The organism is Ruminococcus sp. OA3, from assembly GCF_022440845.1.
GTDB lineage: Bacteria > Bacillota > Clostridia > Lachnospirales > Lachnospiraceae > Ruminococcus_G.
The window spans coordinates 3,628,430-3,645,101 of the sequence record NZ_JAKNTO010000001.1 but is presented as its reverse complement, the minus strand read 5'-3'; the positions used below and the strand labels follow the sequence as shown (position 1 = coordinate 3,645,101).

Here is a 16,672-nt window from a genome sequence, read left to right as displayed (position 1 = left end):
GTAAAATATTGAAGATGGTGTTATAATATTTCTAATTAATAGAGAGGACGGTGTTCTTAAAATGAATAAAATTGATGAACTGATGGCAATGCTGCAAAAAAAAGAAAAAGAAGACAAGAGTAAGAATACACTGTTATGGGTTCTGGCGATCGTAGGTGCTGTTGCTGCAGTAGCAGGTATTGCGTATGCAGTCTATCGTTTCTTTACGCCGGATTATCTGGAAGATTTTGAAGATGATTTCGATGATGACTTTGATGATTATTTCGAGGATGAGGAAACAGAGGAATAATAATATCAAACAATATTCCCGATGCCGATATGGTATCGGGAATTTTCATTTGTGTGGAAATTTATTTAAGATTGCGGATTGCCATATTTTGGAGTATGATTGTGAGAAAGACTGATATTTTTGAAAGGGCAGAATCATGACAGAATTAGTAAAAGGCCGGCCGATGGATACAACCGGCCGTATGGATAAAGAAATACGTACATATGATCTTCTGGAACAGCTGGAAATACCATTTGAGAGAGTTGACCATGAGGCGCTGGCGACGATCGATGACTGTGGGGAAGTGGACGGTATTCTCGGAGTTGAAATCTGTAAGAACCTGTTTTTGTGCAACAGGCAGCAGACAGATTTTTATCTGCTGATGCTGCCAGGAAGCAAACCGTTTAAGACGAAGGAATTGTCAGCAAGGCTGGGCGTCTCCAGATTGTCTTTTGCGAAACCTGAATTCATGGAGGAATTTTTGGACATTACACCGGGGGCGGTCAGCGTGATGGGGCTGATGAATGACAGTGAGAAGAGGGTACAGCTGGTGATCGATCAGGAGGTACTGGAGCACACGGAAGTTGCCTGTCATCCCTGTGTAAATACAACGAGTATTAAATTATCAGTCCGCGATCTTCTGGGGAAATTTTTACCTGCTGTAGGACATGAGCCCGTGTGTGTGAAATTATAGGATTGAGGAGAAAAGGTATGAACAAGAAGAAGGTTATGGCTGCAGCTGCGGCATTTGCTGTCTTAACAATGATGATGAGTGGTTGTGGCAATGGAAAGAGCAGTCTGGATCCTGACAATCCGGTTACAATAGAAGTGCAGACCTACTACAATGGTGCGCATAAGATCGCATTTGATGAGCTCGTGACGGAGTTTAACAATACAGTGGGAAGTGAACAGGGTATTTTTGTAAAACATATCAGCAGCGGGGATCTGAACGAACTGCTTGAAAATCTGGAATTTGAGCTGAGTAAGCCCGAAGATGAGAGGGAACTCTCTGATCTCTTCAGCTGTTATGCTTCAACGGCCTTAAAATTTGAGGAGCAGGGTCTTTTGGTCGATCTGGATGACTGGTTCAGTGAAGAGGAACTGTCGGAATATCTCGATGCATATATTGAAGAGGGAAGGATGGGCAGTGAACAGGCGCTGACCTTATTCCCGACTGCAAAATCAACCGAGGTGCTGACTGTAAATATGACGGACTGGGAGTCGTTTGAAAAGGATACAGGTGCCGTGCTGGAAGACCTTTCAAGCTGGGAAGGTGTAGCTGAAACAGCTGAAAAGTATTATGAGTGGACGGATGCAAAGACGGATACACCCAATGATGGTAAAGCATTGTTTGGCATGGATGCATTCGCAAACTTTATTCTGACCGGGACGCATCAGCTGGGGGCCGATTTGTTCCAGGTTAAAGACGGTGCGGTGGAATTAAATGTGGATAAGGATGCCATGCGCAAGATCTGGGATGTGTATTATGTACCTTATGTCAGCGGGTATTATGCGGAGTACGGCAGATTTCGGTCAGATGATATGAAAACCGGTGATCTGATAGCTTCCGTGGGCTCTTCTTCCGGGGCATCGTATATGCCGACAGAAGTTACGGTTGGAGATGCGGAGCCATATCCGATTGAGACAGAGGAGCTGGCAGTGCCCAATTTTGGAGGAGCAGATCCGGTTGCTGTACAGCAGGGAGCGGGAATGGTGGTCAGCAAATCTGATCCGGTCCGTGAAGAGGCGACGGTTATATTTTTGAAATGGTTTACAGACTCCTATGTAAATACACAGTTCTGTATACAGTCTTCCTACCTGCCTGTCAAAAAAGAAGCGAATCAGTTATCGTTTATTGAAGACGTCGTTGAGAATGAAAATCTGGAGTGGAATGAAGAAATCCGCAGGACGATGGAAGTTTCCTTTGAAGAGAGCACACAGTATGAATTGTATACAATGCCTGTATTTGACGGGAGTGACGCATGCAGGACAGTGATCGGAGATTCTCTGAGAGAAAAGGCAGCCAGTGACAGGGAAGCGGTAAAAAGCCGTCTGGAGGAAGGAACACAGTCTCTGGAGGAAATCGTAAACGAATTTAATACAGATGAACAGTTTGATAACTGGTGTGAAGAGTTCACACAACAATTGAAAGAAAACTTATAAATCAATTACTGAGGTTGCCTCCATGAAACTAAAAAAACCGAAAAACATTTCGATTTTTAAAAAGCTGCTTGCTTCAATGATGGCAGTGGTAATTCTTCAGGGAGTATTGTTTCTTTCAGTCCTTTATATTAACGGTGGGTTTCATTATCTTAAAGAAAATGCCTGTGAAAGCTTCAGCAGCACTGCAGGAGCCAGAAAAAATACGCTGGAAAATCTGATGGTGAAAGGCTGGTCTGATTTAGGTGACTATCCGAATCAGATTCAGGGGACAATAAAGACAGAGCTGAAAAACAGAGGAAGAAACATACAGGACCTGAAATCTGATAAAAATTTGAATAATGAGATCATCCTTGCGGTATCGGAAGATATTATGGATCTTCTTCGCAGAAATATGATTACGGAATCATTTATTATATTGAACGGATATGGAGACAGCGATGAATACTGTGGCCTTCTTGTGCGCGATCTGGATCCGGATACTTATTCAGGGACTGAGGATCTTCTGCTTGAGGTAGGGTCTGTCAGCGTTGCCAAAGAGCTTGGTCTTGCACTGGATTCTTATTGGACGGCTAAATTTACTCTAAACAACGAATCGGGGAATTTTGATGTGTACGGTAAGCCTGTGGATGCTGCCGGCTTATATACAGAAAGGAAACCTCTGGAGCTTGGTTACTGGTCATCTTTTTTTCGCTGGAAAGATAATGATGTGAAGGTCATGACTTACTCCATACCATTGATTGAGGATGGGGTGGTCTATGGAGTTATGGGAATATCGGTTTCAGAAGACTATATGGAGACTCTTCTGATGCCAAATGAACTGGACCAGGGGGCGAAAGCCTCTTATATGATTGCCACAACCAGCAGAAGCCAGAAAGCGTATACCCCCGTTCTTTCTACAGGCCTGATCCAGAACGAGATCAGCAAAGAGACCACTCTTACATTTGCAGAGAAACCAGTCAGCCAGAAGGTTTATGATATGGAAGGTACTGAGAATTGCGGCAGTATTCATCAGATCAACCTTTATAACAGGACTTCGCCGTTCTATGCGACAAAATGGAATCTGATTGCAATACAGCCGAAGGATGTACTGTTCAGCACATCCACACATCTGCAGCTGGCCATCGTTATGGCGTTTGTGATATCCATAATACTGGGGATAGCGGGAGCTGTGCTGGGAAGTTATTTTTTTACCAAACCGATCAAACGCATGGTGCGGGTGCTGAAATCCAAAAATGCGGAAGAAGAGCTGGAATTTGACCATTCTGATGTGCGTGAAATTCAGGCGCTTGGAAACGCAATGAAATTTCTAAATGAGACGGTGCGCGAGAATGCCTCAAAACTTTCACAGATTATAGAGTTGGTTGATCTTCCGCTCGGAGCTGTTGAATACCGCACGGATTCTGACAAAGTATTCTGTACACAAAAAGTTATCACCATGCTGAAATTCGATCCTGCATACTGTGAAAACCGGCTGATCGATAAGGAATATTTTGATAATTATCTCAGAAATAATAAACTGGATGATCTGCTGAGTTTCAGTGCCGAAAAAGATTTCAGTGTCCCGGATGGGGCCTCACAGCAATGGATCCATTTTAAATCCCTGGCTGAGCCTGAAAGGGTGCTGATCACTGTGATGGATATCACGCAGGATGTGAACGAGAAGCAGAAAATTGAATACGAAAGAGACTACGATATCCTGACCCATCTGCTGAACAGAAGGGCCTTTAAACGAAAAGTGAATGAGATGCTGAATCGTGCAGAAAGCAGAAATGAGCTTGGCGCCATGATCATGTGGGATCTGGACAATCTGAAGTATGTCAATGACGCGTATGGACATGACTATGGGGACAAATATATACAGCGGGCGGCGCAGATTTTTGGAAGTCTCGGCGGAGAACATACCCTTGTGGGCAGAATCTCGGGAGATGAATTCCTGGCTTTCGTGCCGGAATGCAGATCAAGAGCGGAATTGCTTGACAGTGTTTACCGGATCAAATACCGTCTGAATACAACAAAGCTCATCATGCCTGACAAAGAAGAAATTGCGCTTCGGGCTTCGGGCGGTATTGCGTGGTATCCTGATGACGGCATCACATATGATGAGCTGAAGCGTTATGCGGATTTCGCCATGTATGATACGAAGAACAGCTATAAGGGGGCAGTAAAAGAATTTGACAGAAAATCCTATGAAAAGGATTATCTGCTTATCCAGGGCAGAGAGAAACTGAATAAACTGATTGAAGAAAAGGCGATCACATATGTGTTCCAGCCGATTGTGGATACTTCGGACGGAAGTGTATTTGCCTATGAGGCGCTGATGCGGCCAACAATTATGGAACTGGCCTCTCCTGCCGATGTCATGCGCCTTGCAAGTGACCAGTCCAGGCTTCCGGATATTGAAGAACTGACATTTACTCAGGCTTTATATGAATACAGCAGACAACATGAGACTTTTGGAGAGTGCAAATTGTTCATCAATTCAATACCTAACCAGCTGATAAGCGCGGAGGTAGAAAAGCATCTGCTGGAACAATATCCGGATTGCAAAGGGCGGATGGTAATAGAGATCATGGAGAGCGAGCAGGCGGACGGTGAGATTATGAGGGAAAAGCATGAGATGGCCGGTCGGCTGGGGGCCGAAATTGCGATTGATGATTTTGGTTCAGGATACAGCTCAGAATCCACGCTGTTATATATGCAGCCGCAGTATGTAAAGATTGACATCAGCATAGTCCATGATATTGACAGTGATGAAAATAAGCAGTCCCTTGTTGCAAACTTTGTAAGCTATACAAAAGCCCGCGGCATGAAAGTTATCGGTGAAGGTGTTGAGACAAAGGCAGAGATGGAGACGCTGACTGCTTTGGGCGTAGAATATCTTCAGGGATATTACGTAGGCAGACCGTCCCGCCAGATACGACAGATCGAAGACAGTGTCCGCAGTGAAATTGAAAATATTAACCGGTCCTTTGGATAAAGGAAAAGAGAATGAATGAGAAGTGAGGGAACATTATGAAAAAAGGAGATATCTGCCAGGGAGCAATATCCGGTGTGGATTTTCCAAATAAGGGAAGAGTCTGCCTGGAGGGGAATACGGTAACTGTAAAGAATGGAATTCCAGGACAGAAAATCGAATTTATGATCAATAAAAAACGAGGGGGCCGTCTGGAAGGACGGCTTCTTCAGGTTCTGGAAAAATCCCCCCTTGAGAAACGTGACCCGGTCTGCAGCATCTTTCCGGCGTGCGGAGGATGTATGTATCAGACAATGCAGTATGACGATCAGCTGGAGATGAAACAAAATCAGGTAAAAAAACTGCTGGATGATGTCATCCGCGATGAATATATTTTCGAACCGATCAAGAGAAGCCCCAGGGAATTTGCGTACAGAAACAAGATGGAATTTTCTTTTGGCGACGAGTATAAAGACGGTCCGTTGTCACTTGGACTGCATAAAAAGGGCAGCACGTATGATGTTCTGACGGCAGCTGACTGCCGTCTCGTTCATGATGACATGACGAAGATTCTTTCATGTGTGCTGGAGTTTTTTCAGAAAACAGGAGTGGGTTATTACAAGAAAATGCAGCACACAGGATATCTGCGCCATCTGCTGCTCAGAAGGGCTGACACTACAGGAGAGATTCTGGTAAATCTGGTGACGACTTCACAGGAAGAACACGATCTTCAGCCGCTCACCGAGCGTCTGCTTGGCATCGATACACAGGGGAAAATAGTGGGCATACTGCACATTATCAATGACTCGCTGTCTGATGTCGTAAAAAGTGATGAGACAAGAATTCTGTACGGCCAGGATTTTTTCTATGAGGAATTGCTGGGACTCAAATTCAAGATCACGCCGTTTTCATTCTTTCAGCCCAATTCCGGAGCAGCCGAGGTGTTGTATGATACGGTGCGCGAGTACATCGGAGATACGAGGGATATGACGGTCTTTGACCTTTACAGCGGAACGGGTACCATCTCCCAGATCGCCGCCGCAGTAGCCCGCAGGGTAGTCGGGGTCGAGATTGTGGAGGAGGCGACAGAGGCCGCCAAAGAAAATGCATACTTAAATGGAATCAGAAACTGTGAATTTATTGCCGGTGATGTGCTGAAAGTACTGGATCATTTAAATGAAAAACCGGATTTAATCATTCTGGATCCTCCGAGAGACGGAATCCATCCAAAGGCACTGCCGAAGATCCTGGATTACGGCGTGGACAGGATCGTCTATATTTCCTGCAAGCCGACGAGTCTGGCACGCGACCTGGAGCTGATACAGGAGCGGGGGTACCGGGTGGAACGGTGTGTTTGTTTTGATCAGTTTGTGCATACGGTGCATGTTGAGACAGTTGCGCTCTTGACCCGTAAATAGGCGGTTTTTCGGGATGCTATTTACTGAAAATGTTGTCCTTGTCAACGTGGTGTCAACGCTTTTATTGACTCGTTGACAAGGATGCTTTTTCGAACAGATCGACGGTCCGAGTTCGCATTGTGTCGGTATCATGTACGTATGTGTCCATCGTAGTCTTTAAGGACGCATGGCCGAGGCGCAGCTGTACGTCTTTGATGTCGGCGCCCTGCTCGATCAGGATCGTGGCATGTGTGTGCCGCAGGGAATGAAAGTTAAACTGGATCCCCAGATCGTAATTGACAACCCTGCTTGCGTACCTGGACAGATCGGGGTTGATCAGAGTGCCGTTTTCGTGCGTGCAAACGAAACTCAGCTTTTCATGCGGCGGTTGGATCCCAGTGTTTCCATCCATGCCATAGATTTGATTTTCGTCTCTGAGATAATAATCCGTATAGTGCGGGCCATATTGCATACGGTTCTGCAGCTGCCATTTACGTTGCTTTTTAAGCGCAGCCAGCAAGGTATCCCCTATCTTGATTGTACGCACGCTGCTGGCCGTTTTTGGTGTTCCAAGCCCCCATATCGTGCCAGTCTTAACGAGGATACGGTCAACAGTAATTGTGGCATCCTGCAGATCAATACGGTCCCAGGTAAGCCCGGTACACTCTGCGATCCGGAACCCCGTATAATAACAGATCATGAACAGAATATGGTATCTGCTGCCTTCCGGGAATCTGGTTATGATCTGGGAGAATTCATCTGGTGTAATGATCTTTTTGTCTGTTTCCGCTTTCGAGTATGCACATTTTGGCAGATGCACATATTGCATTGGATTATCTTTCAGATAGCCACACGGATACACTGCATATTTAAAAGAACCAAGCAGCACAGCGTGGATATTTTTTAAGTAGTTTTTGGCAAGGCCCTTGGCGTAAAGTTTATTCATATGCTCCTGTAAGGTGTCTGGCCCGATAGATCCGAGACGATAAGAGCCGAGATAAGGCTTAATATGTATCCGGATAATATCGGAGTATGCCCGCTGTGTATTCGGTTTGCATTCCACTTTGACGTAGTGATCCATCCAGTAATCCATGTAGTCACTGACCGACAGTGCAGACGGCTCGAAGACACGGCCGGCATTGTCATATTCTGCTTTCGCTTTTGTACCTGCCTCAATCGCATCTGCTTTTGTCCGGAAGCCACCTTTTGATATCGTGGTCCGTTTGCCGCTGATCGGTGCGCCTTCAAAGCTGTATTCCCAGTTTTTACCTCTTTTTCTTGTTCTGAGTTGTGCCATAGTATCATCCTCCTTTGTTTTTGGGTATAAAAAATACACCTATACAGGTGCGGAGGATTTATGGTACAATATATGTGTTTAGGATATATTATATCGGTCTCCATGACCTGTATAGTATTGCTTGTCGTCCCGGTGTTGGTAGCACTGGGGCGGTTTTTTTATTGCATAGAATCTAAACTTTTTTCAATTTGTTTCAGATTTTCTTGCGTAGCAGTATCTTCTACTGTCTCAACTCCACGATAAACATATTTAACAACCTGGTAAGCGTCTGTACCCAAAATAGAACGCAAGTCGTTGTCATCGTAAGCATAGTCTAGTAAATAACCATAATACATTGTTTTCTCCATGACGTCATTATCTGTGAAATAATTAGGGTATGTATCATGAATATATGCAATAGCTTCGCTTGTTTTTGTCTCATCAATAGATTTTGCATCATCACGTGCTTGTAATGCAATTTTATCAACCATATCTGAGGTATTTGGCTTAGCATTTTTAACCTTTTCTTTTAATTCTGCCATAGCAAAATCCATTGCTTCTTCATCAGAAATCCCGGAAACAGGTGTATCTGCTTGTGCAGTAGTTTCTTCATCAGATTCTGTGTTTTTTACAATCATATCATCCATGCTTAATCCTTGGGACTTACCATAAATTATGCCAACTGTTATAGCTACTATTGATAATAATAAAAAAGCACTAATTCCGATTAAAATTTTCTTTTTCATATGCAATCCTTCTTTCATTGTACAAGACCAGCCCCTCTGCCCTGCCCGGCAGTGGTCTTGGTTTATTATTAATCGCCCATCGCGGTTAATTTGTTATTACAGTGGAATTATAAGTTACATCACATTAAAATAAAATAATGAAGATTCTATTAGGTGATATTATGTACAAAAACAATTTAACAACTCGGCAAGTTTCTATTATGACTGGAATTCCCAAATCTACTATAAATAAGATTGTAAATGGAAAGGTATCACCTCGTTTAGACACTTTAGAAGCCATTGCCCAAGGATTGAATGTACGAATTTCTGATCTATATGAATCAAATTACAAATAAGTGTCCCTGTATGGGGACAAATGATTTAATTAGGTAGTTTTTTGCATTTTATTACGTGTTCTTATTATAAAAATACGGAAGCAAAAAACAGAATTCTAATCCAATTAATCCTTGTTCTATTTGCTTATCAATACAATCATAATAATTATAAGGAGTTTCGGTTTTTGCATTCCACATATGGAGGAATACAAATGAGTAATCAAGAGTACAAAAAGCAAATTATTGAAATGGTAAACCAAACTAGTGATAATGCTGTGTTAAGACGGATTTATCTAATACTTGAAGTTATAGTAAGAGCTGGCGATTAAGCTGGCTCTTCTATTTTATACCAAGGCAAGCTTTCATGAATTCTTCTATATGTTTTAGCTTCTCTGGAGAGGCTTCAGCAATTGCATTTAACATATTTTTTGCGGTTTGGTTTTCAGTAATACTAAGTTTTCCGAGATTCAAAGAAAATTTATCATTTTCATCTACTTTAGTAAACATATTTTCTTCTCCACCTTCACCTGTGCGAAGCCAAACTTCATTTACTCCAAATTTTTGACATATATCAGAAATTGTTCTATCAGAAGGATTTCTTTTTCCACTTTCTATTAATGCAATTGTATTTTGTTTTAAATTAATAATATTAGCAAATTTTTCTTGCGTCAGGTTCTTGGATAATCTTACTTCTTTTATTCTTTTATTCATTGTGTTCACCTCCTTTTTATTTTTAAGTATAAATCAATATTACCATAAAAAAATCACTCAGTCAATAAAAAACTTATTGACAATCAATGCTTAGCGATATATAATTATCACATAATCAATATAACGGAGGTGATAAAAATTGGATACCAAAAAGCAGATAACAGTACTGTTAACAGAGGATCCTCTTGAAAACATCAAAATTATAGCGCCACTTTTAGATGAAGCAAGTCAGCATGACACATTCATCTATATGCTTGGTATTTATAATGGAATGAAGAAAGAGGACAACTCAGAAAAAGAGGGCAAGGAGGTGTAACACATGGATGATATTCTGTACACAGCAGAAGAACTCTCGAAGCTGTTTAAGTGCAACGTTGGAAGAGTGAATGATCTTCGTAAAGCAGGGTTACTGCCAGCGTTAAAACTTGGATGCTTTAAATACCGAAAAGTAGCGGTCGAAAAGTTTCTGGAAAAGTACGAGGGGAAAGATGTAACAGATCCATTTAACGTTCAGGAGTTGAAAGGAGATTGAAGATGTTACAAAAACTTATCACATCCGCGGCACTGGCGTACATAGCAGCGGATTTGACCGGCTGGTACCACACGATCCCCGAGCGGCTGATCTGCTGCATAGGGCTGGGGCTGGCTATCGCGGCGGTGTGGATACAAATTGAAGAGAGGAGGCTGCATCATGACAAAAATGGAACAGCTGAAGTTGGAAAACGAAGTGTTGAAAAACGTTATCGCTTGCGTACAAGAGGAGCTGGATCATAAAGAGGATAATCCATATATAACCTTAGGGGCGATCAGCGGTGTGATTAAATACGACAAAAAAATGAAATTTGCGCTGAAATATGGATACACAATTGACTACCGAAGATGCGAAGAAAAGAGTCCCCGCACCGACCAAAGCTTGGGGACTCAGAAATAAAAATATCAATTAAATTATAACAATTCGGGGAGGAAAATGCAATGTTCTATTCGGATAACCCTGCGCTGGATGCGGAGAAAGAAGCAGAGCGGCAAGAAGAACTGGCAGAACGACCTCACATAGAGTGTGACTGGTGTCATGGTTACATCTACGAGTGTGATGATTGGCATGATGGGGATTTTAAAACAAAATTAAATGGTCTTATCATTTGCGACGACTGTCTGTCGGATTATATCAAATCGATTAGAAAGGAGCACACAGGATGAATGATATGGAGCAGCGGAGAGAACGCCTGTTGGCGCTTTTGGACACGGCGCTATGCTATGTTGACAAGGATCCCATCTATGAAAACTACACGTCCAGAAACATATTGAATTATTTAAGGGGGATCCAGGCAATCAACCAGATCATGAAGGAGGAGAGCTGATGGCGATACCAGTATTAATTATCGGGCGCTCCGGGACGGGAAAAAGCCGGAGTATGAAAAGCTGTGTGGGAAAAGACGTTAACCTGATCCGCGTATTAAACAAACCATTGCCGTTTCGGGGGCAGATTGACGGGTGGTTTACCGATGATTATCAGCAGGTCATGAAATGCCTGTTGGCGTCCAGGGCAAAATCCATCGTCATTGATGACGCGGGGTACCTGATCACAAACCATTTTATGAGGTGCCATGCAAATACGGGGGGCGGGAATGGGGTGTTTAGCCTCTATAATGACCTGGGCGATTACTACTGGAACCTGATCCAGTTCACCATCAACAAGCTGCCGGGCGACAAGATTGTCTACTTTATCATGCACGAGGATAAAAATGAGGCGGGTGATGTACGGCCCAAAACGATAGGGAAGATGCTGGATGAAAAAGTCTGCATCGAGGGCATGTTTACGATCGTCCTGCGCAGCGTGAAGGAGGGCGATGATTACCTGTTTGTAACGCAGGCGCTGGATGGGGCGGTGAGCAAGTCACCGGAAGAAATGTTCGAGAGTGTCAAAATCCCAAATGACCTGTGGCTGGTGGACCAGGCAATCCGAAACTATTACGATATGGAGGAATTACAGAATGCAGAAACCAAATGATTATGAGACAACCAAACCCTATGGGGAGTATGAAGCCTTGCCGGCCGGCGGCTATGTGTGCCGGATTGTCCAGGTGATTGAGACCAGGAGCAAAAAAGGAAAGGACATGCTCCAGATTGCACTGGATATTGCCGAGGGGGAATACCAGGGCAAGTTTCAAAAGGAGTTTTCTGAGAATACCAGGGAGGATAAAAAATGGCCCTGTACGGTTTACCAGCTGGTCCTGGATGCGGAAGGGAAGACCAACCGTGGGCTTAAGACGTTCCTGGATGCGGTTGAGGCGTCCAACCCGGGGTTCCGGGTGATCTGGGGTGACACGTTCTGCGATAACCTGCGGCACCGCTTGGTAGGGGGGATTTTTGGAAGGGAAGCGTATGAGAAAGCAAATGGGAACGGGACCGGCTGGAGCACGAAGTGCCAAAGCTTCCGGGAAACCACGGCCATCCGGGAAGGGCGGTATCAAATACCGGAGGATAAGCCATTAAAAGCAGGGCGGCAGCAGTGGCAGCCGGCAACCGATCCCGATGGTTTTATGAGCATCCCGGACGGGGCCTGCGAAGAATTGCCGTTTAACTAGGGGGAGGATATGGGGAATTACACAGAACTTGAGATCAATGAGATCATGAAGACTATGGTTGTTCTCGTGGATACACGGGAGCAGCCCACCCCCCGGTATTACCACCGCATCCGGCAGTTCCAATTCCCATACCGCCGGCAGAAGCTGGAATTTGGGGATTATTCCTGTGAGTGTACGCTTCCGGGCGGAGACGTCCTGGACTTCTCTTCGCATGTTTCGGTAGAGCGCAAACAGGATATCGAAGAACTCTGCATGTGCTTTGGGACACAGCGGAAGCGGTTTGAGAAAGAGTTTGAGCGGGCCCGCCAGAGGGAGGCGCGGCTATACCTCCTTACGGAACATCCGGACCCGAAGGAAACCCGCAATGATGTCGGGTGGCCGCAGGTATTTAACGGGTCCTATGACAGCCGGCTTCCCTCAAAGTCTCTCCTGGCAAGCATTTTGGCGTGGGGGGCACGCTACAACATGGTCTTCCAGTTTGCGTGCTGGAAATACAGCGGGCAGCTGATAGAAAACATCTTGTACCGGGAACTGAAGGAATATCTGAGAAACCAGGAAGCGGGTGATTAAATGGCGGCAGGATGGGTGAAACTGTACCGGAGCGTAATGGAGACGGACCTTTGGCAGGACAAGCCGTTTACGAGGGGGCAGGCCTGGGTTGACCTGATCATGCTGGCAAACCATATGGACAAGGAATTTCTGTTTGACAGTACTTATATCAGCGTGGAAAGGGGCAGTTTTATTACGAGCAAACGGAAGCTTTCCGAGCGGTGGGGGTGGTCGATCACCAAGCTGACAAAGTTTTTAAACGAACTGGAAAAGGTTGAAATGCTGGCCCAAAACAGTGACACGAAAAAAACCACCCTGAAAATCCTGAATTACGAGAAATACCAGGGGTTTGAGACGATCCTGGAAGTTGCAGAAAAAACAGGGAAAAGAACAGCAAAAGAACACCGGAAGAACACGGAAAGAACACCGAAAGAAACAAACAATAAGGAAAAGAATGATAAGAATGAAAAGAAGGTAAGGATGGGGGCACACCAGCACATCAAAATCGAACCGGTTGGGTTTGATCAACTTGTTAATGATTTTGGAAAGCCGGTCATTGATGAGTACGTGGAGAGGCTTGACCGCTATATTGAGGAGAACGGGCGGTATAAAAATGCGAACCATGCGGGCATAATCCGCAGGTGGATCACAGAGGATGCAACCAAGAGCAAAAAGAAGCCGGGGAACAACAAATTCAACAACTTCCATCAAAGAGCGTATGATTACTCGGAGCTGGAGAGGCAGTTGTTGGGGAAATAGGGGGTGTGGCATTTGCCGAGTGGAAAACCGATATCCATGGAGATAAAACAGCAGGTCTGCCGTATGGTGGAACAGGGATTTACGAATCGGAAGATTGCAGCAAGCGTTGGGGTCTGTGAAGCGACAGTCAGCAGGCTGCGCAGGCGGATGCCCATGGAGGCGAAAAACAACTCCATTAAACAAGAGGAATGGGAGAAGTGGGACGAACTTACCCGGCCATACTGGAAGGACCTCTGGGAGAAATGGGATCAGGGGATCCGGGATTTTAACATACGGGTTATGTCCTGTGCGAAAGAGCGGGAACGGCTGCGGCAGTCACAGAGGCAGAAAGAATCTGCGGAGAAAGCCAACCAATACCAGAAGCTCATACAGCAGATCGGAGGGAAAGATGATTGAGATTGAATATGTGGAGCCTACGCTGATCGATAAGATACGCCTGATCTCCGAGAAGTATAGCAAGAAACACCAGAGAGAAAAGACCCTGGAAGAGATCGGGGAATACAGGGAGGAACTTGAAGAGGCAATCAAAAACCTCAATAAGCTGGAAAAATCAATTGAGTCAGCATCCAACCCCTTCGACAACGAGCAACTTGTATACATGCCTGACAACACATGGTCGGAGGCTATGGACGTAATGATCATGATAATACAGCAGATCATGCAGCATAACAAGGGCAATAAGGCTAGGGCAGAGGCTGAGAGAAAGGTCAACCGCCAGATTGAACGGATGCGGGAGGAAGGATTGCTGACAGCAGAGGAATACAATCGGTATTGGGGTGGTTCAGGCTGGCGGGAAGCACTGGGCTATCTGGTGGAATCGTAATAATTAAAAAATAACAGAAAGGAGCCAGCCTCCTGCAGGGGTAAGGGTATACCGGGCTTCTTAGAGAAAAATGAAACAGACAAAGAAAAATAGCAAGGAAGTATATCATTCGAGAGTATATACGGAACGTCCAGCATACGCTGACTTTGACGCGCCGGGTAAATTCCAGGCAATACAGTCAATCATTGCAAGGAGGTTGAAAGAGCATCCGAATGCAATATGCTCGTATTCTGGTGGGAGCGATAGCGATATTATGGTGCATCTTGTTGAGAGTACGCGTGAACTTTTTGGCTTACCGAAAATAAAGTATGTATTTTTTAACACAGGATTAGAAATGAGGGCAACAAAAGACCATGTGAGGGCAACTGCAGAAAAATACAGTATCGAAATCGAAGAATGTAGACCGAAAGTGAATATCGTACAGGCATCCAGAAAATATGGGATTCCGTTTGTTTCAAAGATTATGTCTGCTGGGCTTGAGGGATGGCAGAAAAAAGAAATCCCGCTGTCGATTGCAGACGAGTTTGAAAAGGCAGAAGATAAAGCTGCAAAGCGCAAAGAGTTAAAAGAGCGGTATCCGAAGTGCGAAAGCGTAATCAATTTTCTGTGCTGCTGCAATTCTGCCGGAGAGCCAAGACCAAATATACAGCTTGTTATCAACTCATCAAAATATATGCGAGATTTTATCAGTGAGTACCCACCGGATTTTAAAATCAGCGCAAAGTGCTGTGATTATTGTAAAAAACAAGTGGCTCATAGGGTACAGAAAAATTATGACATGATTATCACTGGGGAAAGAAGAGATGAAGGCGGTATGCGTTCCGTGCCCCGTAAAGATAGTACATCAATGTGTTTTACTGAAACCAGTAGCGGTCAACACAGGCTTAGACCATTGTATTACGTCACAGATGCAGATAAGGACTGGTATAAGGATTTTTACGGCATTAAATATTCTGATGCGTACGAAGTGTATGGTCTGACCAGAACAGGATGTTGCGGTTGTCCGATATCTTACAAGGCTGTCGAAGACTTGGAAAAAATACGTCAGTATGAGCCGAATGTAGTAAAAGCTGCATACAATATCTTCGGGAAAAGTTACGAGTACAGGAAAAGCTATAACGATTACAAGGAAAACCGAAGAAAAGCCGAGAAGGAAGCGAAAAATCGGATGGAAGACCAAAATGTAGAAGGGCAGATGAGTCTTGCAGATATACCGGAGTATCTGTGGTGTCGTGATGTAAATGACTAACTGGGGAGGTGATACCATTGGAAAAGCATATCCTTGAGCAATACACAGACTTGCAACAGGAAGAACGGGATATGGTGCGTCGGATACAGTCGGTCAGTGATAAGCTTCTGAACACGGAGATGAGCGGGTACATGGTCGCAGACTCCGTGACATGCGGGAAGAAGGGCAAGAAGCCACTGGGGACCAGGACGATCAAAGGATTCCCGATCCCTGAGTATGATAAAAAAAGGTCGGCACTTAAGACATACAAGCTGCAATTACAGCTATTGGATGACAAGTTATTGCAGATGTTGACAGCTGTGGAGGAATACATACAATCCATAGAGGACAGCAGGATCAGGAGGATTATCAGGCATCGGTATATCGACGGTATGAGCTGGGTACAGGTGGCGCACCGGATGGGCGGAAAACATACGGCTGATAGCTGCAGGATGGCGCATGACAGGTTTTTGGAAAAATAATATTTGTTCGTTCTGTTCGTTTTACCTGTGTTACTATGATAACATGGACGAAATAAAACAGAGTTCACGGCCATTAAAAACTTCCTTTACGACCGCTGGTCTTCACCGGTCGGTGGTTGTTTCGCCGCTGCACAATAGGCAGTAGGCACCTGCAGGATATGTGACTGGGTCCCAGAATGGGGTAGGCACATTATATACCGAGCATTCCTATGTCACATAAACACAGAACGTACCCGGGTGATCTTCGGACCCCGGGTCTTATTCGGAATATAGCTCATTTGTAGAGTAACCGGATGATTCCGTGATGTACCGGGTTCGATTCCCGGTGTTCCGATTTTCAGCGGCTGGCATTATCTGTGTTGGTCGCTGATCTCCCCCAAACATATTTTTTTCAAGACGCCCTGTAGAAATATGGGGC

21 protein-coding genes are annotated in these 16,672 nt (G+C 44.6%); 18 read left to right on the top strand and 3 right to left on the bottom strand.

From position 1 onward, the window contains the following. Positions 1–61 precede the first annotated feature (61 nt). The 5 genes from MCG98_RS16655 to rlmD all read left to right on the top strand — a co-directional run bounded on the left by MCG98_RS16655 (position 62) and on the right by rlmD (position 6,802). Complete coding sequence (locus tag MCG98_RS16655) at positions 62–289, top strand: hypothetical protein (RefSeq protein WP_028530197.1); 228 nt, start codon at positions 62–64, stop codon at positions 287–289. A gap of 136 nt (positions 290–425) precedes the next feature. Then, positions 426–962: a prolyl-tRNA synthetase associated domain-containing protein gene (locus MCG98_RS16650; RefSeq protein WP_240302996.1), complete on the top strand. Its 537-nt coding sequence runs from the start codon at positions 426–428 to the stop codon at positions 960–962. A 17-nt stretch (positions 963–979) separates the two neighbouring features. Next, complete coding sequence (locus MCG98_RS16645) at positions 980–2,431, top strand: extracellular solute-binding protein (protein WP_240302995.1); 1,452 nt, start codon at positions 980–982, stop codon at positions 2,429–2,431. Between the two features lie 22 nt (positions 2,432–2,453). Continuing rightward, a complete protein-coding gene (locus MCG98_RS16640; protein ID WP_240302994.1) occupies positions 2,454–5,408 on the top strand; it encodes an EAL domain-containing protein in 2,955 nt (984 codons plus the stop codon). A gap of 35 nt (positions 5,409–5,443) precedes the next feature. Next, positions 5,444–6,802, top strand: coding sequence for a 23S rRNA (uracil(1939)-C(5))-methyltransferase RlmD (gene rlmD / locus MCG98_RS16635; RefSeq protein WP_240302993.1), 1,359 nt, complete (start codon positions 5,444–5,446; stop codon positions 6,800–6,802). 61 nt (positions 6,803–6,863) lie between these two features. On the opposite strand, the gene MCG98_RS16630 is transcribed toward rlmD, so the two are convergent. From MCG98_RS16630 to MCG98_RS16615, 3 genes are all read right to left on the bottom strand, one after another. Next, the gene (locus tag MCG98_RS16630) at positions 6,864–8,078 is read right to left on the bottom strand and encodes a tyrosine-type recombinase/integrase (protein ID WP_275891344.1); all 1,215 of its coding nucleotides are present in this window, start codon (positions 8,076–8,078) and stop codon (positions 6,864–6,866) included. A 158-nt stretch (positions 8,079–8,236) separates the two neighbouring features. Then, on the bottom strand, positions 8,237–8,803 hold the full coding sequence (locus MCG98_RS16625) for a hypothetical protein (RefSeq protein ID WP_240302992.1): 567 nt from the start codon (positions 8,801–8,803) through the stop codon (positions 8,237–8,239). A 653-nt stretch (positions 8,804–9,456) separates the two neighbouring features. Continuing rightward, entirely contained in the window at positions 9,457–9,828 is a 372-nt protein-coding gene (locus MCG98_RS16615) for a helix-turn-helix transcriptional regulator (RefSeq protein WP_240302990.1), read from the bottom strand. A gap of 139 nt (positions 9,829–9,967) precedes the next feature. Here MCG98_RS16615 and MCG98_RS16610 point away from each other — a divergent pair, with 139 nt between their 5' ends. From MCG98_RS16610 to MCG98_RS16550, 13 genes are all read left to right on the top strand, one after another. Next, the gene (locus MCG98_RS16610; RefSeq protein WP_240302989.1) at positions 9,968–10,144 is read left to right on the top strand and encodes a hypothetical protein; all 177 of its coding nucleotides are present in this window, start codon (positions 9,968–9,970) and stop codon (positions 10,142–10,144) included. A gap of 3 nt (positions 10,145–10,147) precedes the next feature. Beyond that, the gene (locus MCG98_RS16605) at positions 10,148–10,360 is read left to right on the top strand and encodes a helix-turn-helix domain-containing protein (RefSeq protein WP_240302988.1); all 213 of its coding nucleotides are present in this window, start codon (positions 10,148–10,150) and stop codon (positions 10,358–10,360) included. Between the two features lie 2 nt (positions 10,361–10,362). Next, entirely contained in the window at positions 10,363–10,602 is a 240-nt protein-coding gene (locus MCG98_RS16600; protein ID WP_240302987.1) for a hypothetical protein, read from the top strand. Between the two features lie 198 nt (positions 10,603–10,800). Continuing rightward, positions 10,801–11,025, top strand: a complete 225-nt coding sequence (locus tag MCG98_RS16595; RefSeq protein WP_240302986.1) for a cysteine-rich small domain-containing protein — start codon at positions 10,801–10,803, stop codon at positions 11,023–11,025. Then, entirely contained in the window at positions 11,022–11,186 is a 165-nt protein-coding gene (locus MCG98_RS16590) for a hypothetical protein (protein WP_240302985.1), read from the top strand. Before MCG98_RS16595 ends, MCG98_RS16590 begins: the two co-directional genes overlap by 4 nt. After that, positions 11,186–11,836 (top strand): ATP-binding protein, encoded by a 651-nt coding sequence (locus MCG98_RS16585; RefSeq protein WP_240302984.1) that lies wholly within the window; start codon positions 11,186–11,188, stop codon positions 11,834–11,836. The genes MCG98_RS16590 and MCG98_RS16585 overlap by 1 nt, the downstream gene beginning before the upstream one ends. Further along, the gene (locus MCG98_RS16580) at positions 11,820–12,413 is read left to right on the top strand and encodes a DUF669 domain-containing protein (RefSeq protein ID WP_240302983.1); all 594 of its coding nucleotides are present in this window, start codon (positions 11,820–11,822) and stop codon (positions 12,411–12,413) included. Before MCG98_RS16585 ends, MCG98_RS16580 begins: the two co-directional genes overlap by 17 nt. A gap of 9 nt (positions 12,414–12,422) precedes the next feature. Further along, entirely contained in the window at positions 12,423–12,983 is a 561-nt protein-coding gene (locus tag MCG98_RS16575) for an ERCC4 domain-containing protein (protein ID WP_240302982.1), read from the top strand. Next, a complete protein-coding gene (locus MCG98_RS16570; RefSeq protein WP_240302981.1) occupies positions 12,984–13,721 on the top strand; it encodes a hypothetical protein in 738 nt (245 codons plus the stop codon). A 12-nt stretch (positions 13,722–13,733) separates the two neighbouring features. After that, positions 13,734–14,117 carry a helix-turn-helix domain-containing protein gene (locus MCG98_RS16565; RefSeq protein ID WP_240302980.1) on the top strand — a complete coding sequence of 128 codons (384 nt, stop codon included), beginning with the start codon at positions 13,734–13,736 and terminating at the stop codon, positions 14,115–14,117. Further along, positions 14,110–14,544, top strand: coding sequence for a hypothetical protein (locus MCG98_RS16560; protein WP_240302979.1), 435 nt, complete (start codon positions 14,110–14,112; stop codon positions 14,542–14,544). The genes MCG98_RS16565 and MCG98_RS16560 overlap by 8 nt, the downstream gene beginning before the upstream one ends. 70 nt (positions 14,545–14,614) lie before the next feature. Then, on the top strand, positions 14,615–15,793 hold the full coding sequence (locus MCG98_RS16555) for a phosphoadenosine phosphosulfate reductase family protein (protein WP_240302978.1): 1,179 nt from the start codon (positions 14,615–14,617) through the stop codon (positions 15,791–15,793). Between the two features lie 17 nt (positions 15,794–15,810). Continuing rightward, the gene (locus MCG98_RS16550; RefSeq protein ID WP_240302977.1) at positions 15,811–16,254 is read left to right on the top strand and encodes a hypothetical protein; all 444 of its coding nucleotides are present in this window, start codon (positions 15,811–15,813) and stop codon (positions 16,252–16,254) included. Positions 16,255–16,672 lie beyond the last annotated feature (418 nt).

Bases quoted from the DNA above. Each gene is read 5' to 3' on its own strand.
- MCG98_RS16590 (WP_240302985.1), top strand. From the start codon at position 11,022: ATGAATGATATGGAGCAGCGGAGAGAACGCCTGTTGGCGCTTTTGGAC.
- MCG98_RS16585 (WP_240302984.1), top strand. From the start codon at position 11,186: ATGGCGATACCAGTATTAATTATCGGGCGCTCCGGGACGGGAAAAAGC.
- MCG98_RS16640 (WP_240302994.1), top strand. From the start codon at position 2,454: ATGAAACTAAAAAAACCGAAAAACATTTCGATTTTTAAAAAGCTGCTT.
- MCG98_RS16595 (WP_240302986.1), top strand. From the start codon at position 10,801: ATGTTCTATTCGGATAACCCTGCGCTGGATGCGGAGAAAGAAGCAGAG.
- MCG98_RS16580 (WP_240302983.1), top strand. From the start codon at position 11,820: ATGCAGAAACCAAATGATTATGAGACAACCAAACCCTATGGGGAGTAT.
- MCG98_RS16655 (WP_028530197.1), top strand. From the start codon at position 62: ATGAATAAAATTGATGAACTGATGGCAATGCTGCAAAAAAAAGAAAAA.
- MCG98_RS16600 (WP_240302987.1), top strand. From the start codon at position 10,363: ATGTTACAAAAACTTATCACATCCGCGGCACTGGCGTACATAGCAGCG.
- MCG98_RS16560 (WP_240302979.1), top strand. From the start codon at position 14,110: ATGATTGAGATTGAATATGTGGAGCCTACGCTGATCGATAAGATACGC.
- MCG98_RS16645 (WP_240302995.1), top strand. From the start codon at position 980: ATGAACAAGAAGAAGGTTATGGCTGCAGCTGCGGCATTTGCTGTCTTA.
- rlmD (WP_240302993.1), top strand. From the start codon at position 5,444: ATGAAAAAAGGAGATATCTGCCAGGGAGCAATATCCGGTGTGGATTTT.
- MCG98_RS16625 (WP_240302992.1), bottom strand. From the start codon at position 8,803: ATGAAAAAGAAAATTTTAATCGGAATTAGTGCTTTTTTATTATTATCA.
- MCG98_RS16570 (WP_240302981.1), top strand. From the start codon at position 12,984: ATGGCGGCAGGATGGGTGAAACTGTACCGGAGCGTAATGGAGACGGAC.
- MCG98_RS16575 (WP_240302982.1), top strand. From the start codon at position 12,423: ATGGGGAATTACACAGAACTTGAGATCAATGAGATCATGAAGACTATG.
- MCG98_RS16615 (WP_240302990.1), bottom strand. From the start codon at position 9,828: ATGAATAAAAGAATAAAAGAAGTAAGATTATCCAAGAACCTGACGCAA.
- MCG98_RS16555 (WP_240302978.1), top strand. From the start codon at position 14,615: ATGAAACAGACAAAGAAAAATAGCAAGGAAGTATATCATTCGAGAGTA.
- MCG98_RS16650 (WP_240302996.1), top strand. From the start codon at position 426: ATGACAGAATTAGTAAAAGGCCGGCCGATGGATACAACCGGCCGTATG.
- MCG98_RS16605 (WP_240302988.1), top strand. From the start codon at position 10,148: ATGGATGATATTCTGTACACAGCAGAAGAACTCTCGAAGCTGTTTAAG.
- MCG98_RS16630 (WP_275891344.1), bottom strand. From the start codon at position 8,078: ATGGCACAACTCAGAACAAGAAAAAGAGGTAAAAACTGGGAATACAGC.